Source organism: Pseudomonas imperatae (assembly GCF_057128625.1).
This window is the reverse complement of sequence record NZ_JBSKHP010000006.1, coordinates 257,977-264,161: the sequence shown is the minus strand read 5'-3', so window position 1 is coordinate 264,161 and position 6,185 is coordinate 257,977. Positions and strand designations below refer to the sequence as shown.

At 53.8% G+C, this 6,185-nt stretch carries 4 protein-coding genes; 3 read left to right on the top strand and 1 reads right to left on the bottom strand.

Features of this window, described 5'->3' with window-relative positions; translation table 11 throughout:
- Nucleotides 1-282 precede the first annotated feature (282 nt).
- Entirely contained in the window at nt 283-1,383 is a 1,101-nt protein-coding gene (locus ACWKWX_RS10435) for a low temperature requirement protein A (RefSeq protein ID WP_483827732.1), read from the bottom strand.
- Between the two features lie 1,114 nt (nt 1,384-2,497).
- Between ACWKWX_RS10435 and ACWKWX_RS10430 the strand changes: the two genes are divergently transcribed.
- The 3 genes from ACWKWX_RS10430 to ACWKWX_RS10420 all read left to right on the top strand — a co-directional run bounded on the left by ACWKWX_RS10430 (nt 2,498) and on the right by ACWKWX_RS10420 (nt 6,184).
- Nucleotides 2,498-4,708, top strand: a complete 2,211-nt coding sequence (locus ACWKWX_RS10430; RefSeq protein WP_483827731.1) for an EAL domain-containing protein — start codon at nt 2,498-2,500, stop codon at nt 4,706-4,708.
- Between the two features lie 266 nt (nt 4,709-4,974).
- Entirely contained in the window at nt 4,975-5,277 is a 303-nt protein-coding gene (locus ACWKWX_RS10425; RefSeq protein WP_192067712.1) for a putative quinol monooxygenase, read from the top strand.
- A gap of 361 nt (nt 5,278-5,638) precedes the next feature.
- Complete coding sequence (locus tag ACWKWX_RS10420; protein ID WP_483827730.1) at nt 5,639-6,184, top strand: redoxin domain-containing protein; 546 nt, start codon at nt 5,639-5,641, stop codon at nt 6,182-6,184.
- The last annotated feature ends 1 nt before the right edge of the window (nt 6,185 follow it).

Genomic DNA, 6,185 nt, shown 5'->3' with positions numbered 1-6,185 from the left:
AACGCTTGGAATATCGCAACGACCAGAAGCCATGGGCTAACTCACCAGCAACTTGAAAGTGTTTTTACACACTCTGGGCCGAAAGCAGTCAGCCCACGGTCGGCCGCTTCCGACCCAAAATAGCCCTTCATGAAGGGCAGGTTCTTGCACCGCGTACGAATTACCTAGGGCAGTTGGATTGGTACATCGATCAATCCACTTTCTTGCTCTCGGGCGGGTTGCTCGACTTTGTCGGCAGGGTTTCGCGGAACTCCTCCCAAGCTATGGTTTAACAAGAATGACTTAACGGTACCTGAAATTCAGCAAAACATATCCGATCATGGTGAATGTTAGACCGATCAATATGTACTCGACACGAGGCAGAAATATAGCTAAGCCACCTAAAGAAAAAACGATCACCGTGTTTTCAAGAATGTATTTCCTAATTTTAGGGGCGGCTATGAAGTAACCATATTGCTTACCTAAGAAAAATAAGACCATGCCGATGACTGACATCATTTGGAAATCATGTATCGCAATGTCGTTCAAGATTGCGTGCCTGATCAAATTGGCCAGTACGGCCAGCCCTAAGAACAGGAAAAGGTGCGAGTAGATTAAGGAGTGCCCACTCATGCTGCTTTCATTTTTGCTCAGCAGGTAAAAGCTATCAAAATAGATCCACCATATACTGCAAATCATGATAAATCCGGTGATTGCTGCCATTACATTATAAGGATTCCATTGAATGTCAGATAACCCTCCAGAAAGGCTGATCACTGACTCGCCCAACAAGATGAGGGTGAGTAAGCCTAATCGTTCAACCAAGTGTTCTGTATGCGCTGGCAATGGTTTTGTTTCGCTCCAGGAAAAAACAGGAAGCAGAATATCAAGAAAAATTCCAATGTAAGCTACGAGGTAACGCATGGGTGGGTCAAAAATAATGGATGAGAGACTGATAGCTGAGCTGACTAAAAGGGCGAAGCCAAGCCTGGAGGCGAATTCGCTACGGTCGTCGACAGTATTTATGGTCGAAATGTACATGATGCTGATGATGGCACGTATACCCACATAGCAGGTGATAACAAGCGGGTAGTACACCTCTAGTGTTTCGCCAATCCGTGCGGATAGCACAATGAGTAATAACATTATAAATAATGTTGAAAGACGGTGAAGGTTGCCGTCTGTATCAAACCTGTTGGAGTAAATAGTATGGCTTGACCAGATCCACCATAACGGAACAAAAAGCAGTAAGAAGCTCCATAATTGCTCACGTTCATAGTGCCCTTGATGAAGATGTCCGAGCGTATGCGTCACCTTTCCTATTGTAACGACAAAAATCAGGTCAAAAAACAACTCCAGCCATGTGGCGTGTCGATTTTTTTCATAATACTTCAAAGATTTCATTCGCTGCTGGCTCCGCGTACACCTCTTTAATGTAGAAGGGAACTAACGTTGGTTAGTCCTCAGCCCCGGTGTAGATGATGGCCGGCCGACGTCACTGTCTGGCATCACCCACTCACTAACGAAAGCTCAATCATCTGACTCATTGCGGTGAACTCTGGAACCCCTATACAGCAAGGTCCGTCAGTGTAAAGTGCTGGGATGCTATTCACGCGGCTTAATACGGCGCTATTAGGTCATTTAGTCGGCGCAGACCGCAGACCGCTGGCAGCGGCCCCCGGACCAGATCGTCTTTCGCTTCTTTTGCATCACCAAATGCTGAAGTATCCATTGCCTGAACCTTGATAGATGGGTGGTGGGGGCGTGCTTAGCGGGATACAACGTGCCCGGCGGGATAACTCAATCCACCATCAGGGGATTCACAAAAGAAACGAGGCCTTTATCTCCACCTGAACCTAAGTGTTTTCAGCAGCAAGAACGTAGAAATTTCGCATGAAGAAGCACGAGGAAATCCTCCGTGTCTTCGCGGTATTGGATTGAGGGCCAGGCATGTAACATAACGGCTGGATGCTCCCTGGCTCACGAGTGACTATAGTCGTATTTGGCACTTACCGTAGCCGTAGAACGAATTTTCGGCATCCGAGACCACCAGCAGTTCGCGCACTTATGTTGCTGCAGTTTTAGGCGGCTTTTTTCACTCGATGGTTTTTACGGTTGTTGCGCTACTAAAGTCGAGGGTGCTTCTGCTTTCAGGGGGACAATTGCTGCGCGTTACGACACCCAGAAATTGACCAGAGCCACGTCTCGAACAGGTGACGATCAGGTAAAACCCTGGGCCATGGTGAGGAAATTCGCGCACCTCTGCCTCGTACCTTTGATAGTGCGCTTCACGATGAACGTTCGGGCAGAGGGCGATCACATCGGCGGAATGGTCGTGGTCCGTTCACCGCCAAACGGCATCAATCTGACACTGCTTTTTATGTCACGTCTGAGCCTTTCTTCAGCGGGGCGCAGCTGCCTACAGTGCGCGACCGACGCACTAGTGGACAGTGATCGGCCGCCCGCTATTTCTGGCTCTCTGTAGACCGGACGACCTCGAGAGTCTTCAGGAACCACCATGAATACTCGTCCCGATTTTCACAGCAATACGTTCCCCGAGTCGCAACGTGACATTCTCGGCATGATCGCAAGCGACCAACATCTGGACGAAATACTTAGCGCTATCTGCCAGATGCAAAACGCCCAGAGCCCCGATACGTTCTGTTCCATTCTCCTCACTGACGCCGAGGGCAAGCACTTGCTGAGCGGCGCAGCGCCCGGCCTGCCGGCCAAGTACAGTGAGGCGATCCATGGAATGGCGATCGGTCCACGGGAAGGCACCTGCGGCACGGCAGCGTTCCGGCGCGAAATGGTGGTCACTGAAGACATCGCTCAAGATCCGAATTGGGAGCGTTTCCGCAGCCTGGCGCTTGGGCATAACTTGCATTCCTGCTGGTCTGTTCCTTTGCTCTCCCATGAAGGCAGCGTATTGGGCACATTTGCCCTGTATCAGAATCGCACCCATACGCCAGACGAATTACAGATTCAACAACTTGCCTGCGCCGCCCAACTGGCAGTCATCGCAATCCGCCATGAGCGTGACGGTCAGCGCCTGGAGGAGAGCGAGCAACGCTTTCGTTCACTGTTCACCTATAACCCCAACCCGGTGTTCGCGCTCGATCTGCTCGGCAACATCCAGAGTGTGAATCCCGCAGGCCTGAAGCTTAAGCCGCAGACTGCAACCCAGTTCATTGGCCATCACTTTTCCCGTCTGGTGCCTGAGGAAGACCTGATGCGGGTCAGTCAGCATTTTTCCGCAGCGCGAGCCGGAGCCCCTCAACGCTTCGAGGCACGGCTTCGAGACGAGAATGAAAAACTGTTGACCATGGACATTTCGAACCTGCCCATCATGGTCAACGGCGAGATCGTTGGTGTGTTTGGCATTGCCCGTGACATCAGCGATCAGAAGCATTTCGAGCGCCAGTTGAGTTTCAACGCCAGCCATGACCAATTGACCGGCTTGCTTAACCGTGTGTCGCTTGAAGACCAGCTTATTCTGGATTGTCACCTCAGTCGTCTGCGAAAGCGGCGGCTGGCGGTAATGTGCATTGATCTGGATGGATTCAAATCCATCAATGATTCCATCGGGCACTACTTTGGCGATCAGGTGCTGATCGAGGTAGCGCGACGCATGGCCGAGCAGGTTAGGCCCGCGGAGACGATCGTGCGCATGGGCGGTGACGAATTCATCGTTCTGCTGCCGGACCTGCTGCGTGATGAGGACGTCGTGCCAGTGGCCGAGCGATTGATGGCCAGCATTGCCAGACCCTACTGCATCCAGGGCATCGACCTGCACGTGAGCGCAAGTGTCGGTATCACCCTGAGCGATGGTCACCTTGAGCAGCCGATGCAGTTGATCCAACAGGCTGACATGGCCATGTACAAAGCCAAACAACAAGGGCGCAACAATTTTCAGTGGTACACCCGCGACCTGAATCAGCGCGTTTGCGAGCACGCCAGGCTGCGCAATGACCTGCAAAAGGCTATCGAGACTCAGTCGTTACAGCTGCATTATCAACCGCAGATCGACGCACGTACCGGGCGTGTGGTCGGGATCGAAGCGTTGCTGCGCTGGGAGCATCCGGAAAAGGGACTTATCCCCCCAGCGGTGTTTGTTCCGGTGGCCGAGGACAGTGGTCAGATCATCCCGCTTAGCCTTTGGGTGCTCGATACGGCCTGCGCTCAGTTGCGACAGCTGGACGAGCAGGGCAACGCGGGCATCTCGATGGCCGTCAATATTTCACCAATGCATTTTCAGCGTGGCCATTTCGTGCAGTATGTCCAGGCCACGCTGAAGAAACACGGTCTGCGAGGTGAACAACTGGAGCTGGAGATCACCGAGTCGCTGCTGTTGCATAACGCTGAACAGGCGATCGAGACGTTGCACCGACTCAAGACATTGGGGGTGCGCATTGCACTCGATGACTTCGGGACCGGTTTTTCCAGCCTCAGCTACCTCAAGCGTTTGCCGATCGACAAGATCAAGATCGACCGTTCGTTCATCCGGGAAATCGCTACCGATCATCACGATGCAGCGATCACCCAGGGCATTATTTCCATGGCCCACCACCTCAGCCTCATTGTGGTCGCCGAAGGCGTGGAAACGGCATCCCAAATGGAATTTCTGAAAGGCAGTCGCTGCGATATTTTTCAGGGTTATCACTTCGCCAGACCGATGCCGTTTGCCGCCCTCGAAGCGTTCCTGAGCCATCCAGAGTTTCATCGCTGACCGGCCGTTCAGTTGGTCTGCGTCTTGAACATCGGATGCTGAGGGAAAGGGCGCCGCTGTCGAGTAAATGGGCTGGATGCAGCTAATGACGGGTGACGAGGCAGTCCGGCGTCTGCTTCTGGCCGTTTGCTCTGCCGGCGGAATGACTCGACGCTATCTTCCATCCCCACGACGCTGGAGCTTGCTGGCAAGTCGGCAAATATCCCGTTGGGCTTACTGGAAAGCATGGCGCATGATGACCTGGTCATAACAAGAGGAGACACGTCATGGTCAACGTAGCGTTGTTCGTTCGTCTCGAAGCAAAACCCGGGAAAGAGAAAGAGGTTGAGAGCTTTTTAATGAGTGGTCTTGCAATCGTGGCGGAGGAGCCAGCCACCACGGCCTGGTTCGCCATCCGCTTGGGACCTTCCACCTTTGGCATCTTTGACGCCTTCCCGGATGAAGCAGGCCGACAGGCTCATCTTTCGGGCAAGGTCGCCGCCGCGCTTATGGCAAAGGCTGCCGAGCTGTTTGCCGAACCGCCGTCAATCGAGAAGGTTGACGTGCTTGCGGCTAAGCTGCCCGGCTAAGCAAGCCCGACAAGGCTCCAACCCGTCCCTGCCGCCTTTTTGCAGCCTCAGGGACGCGGCTGAGTCTGGACGTTACCGCGGGTCTCTTTTCGGCGGGCAGGTGCCTACAGCGACTATAGTCATTGGTGCGTCAGATCAAATCAGCCGTTGCGCTGCCAACCTGGCCTCAACCCCCATTCCGCGAAAGCACGGCGGATCACCTCGTGCTCGTAATGCGGCCATACTCTCGCAGCCGAAGACACTCAGGCTTGTCACGAGGCCTCTTCGCCATTCTGAACCCCTTGACGGTGGATGGAATTACCCCGCCGGGCGAGTCGTATCCGGCTGTACAGAACCCACCCCACCTATCAGGGCTCAAGCAATGAACACTTCAGCATTGGATGATGCAAAAGAAACGACCGACCGCCTGCTTCAAGGACCACTTCCAGCCGGCACTGTCGCCCCCGATTTCTCCCTGTACGCAACGCCCGATCAGCGGCTGTCCCTGCACGAGCTAAAGGGAAGTCCCGTAATATTGGCGTTCTACCCCGCTGACTGGAGCTCGGTGTGTGGCGACCAACTGACCTTGTACAATCAGGTGCTTCCCACCTTCAGAGAGTACGGCGCGACGCTGCTGGGTATTTCCGTCGACAGCGCATGGTGTCATCAGGCCTTCGTCAAAGATCGTGGGTTTCACTTCAGCCTGCTTGCCGATTTCGAGCCCAAAGGAGCGGTGGCGCGACAGTATGGCGTGTACGATTCCCACCTTGGAGTTTGTAAGCGTGCGTTGTTCGTGATTGACAAGGAGGGGGTGGTCGCCTGGAGCTACGTTTCACCGATGGCAATCAATCCTGGAGCGGACGGCATTCTGGATGCGCTGGATGCTCTGGCAGAGTCCCCACACAGCACGCCCGCCAAAAACCAGTAGG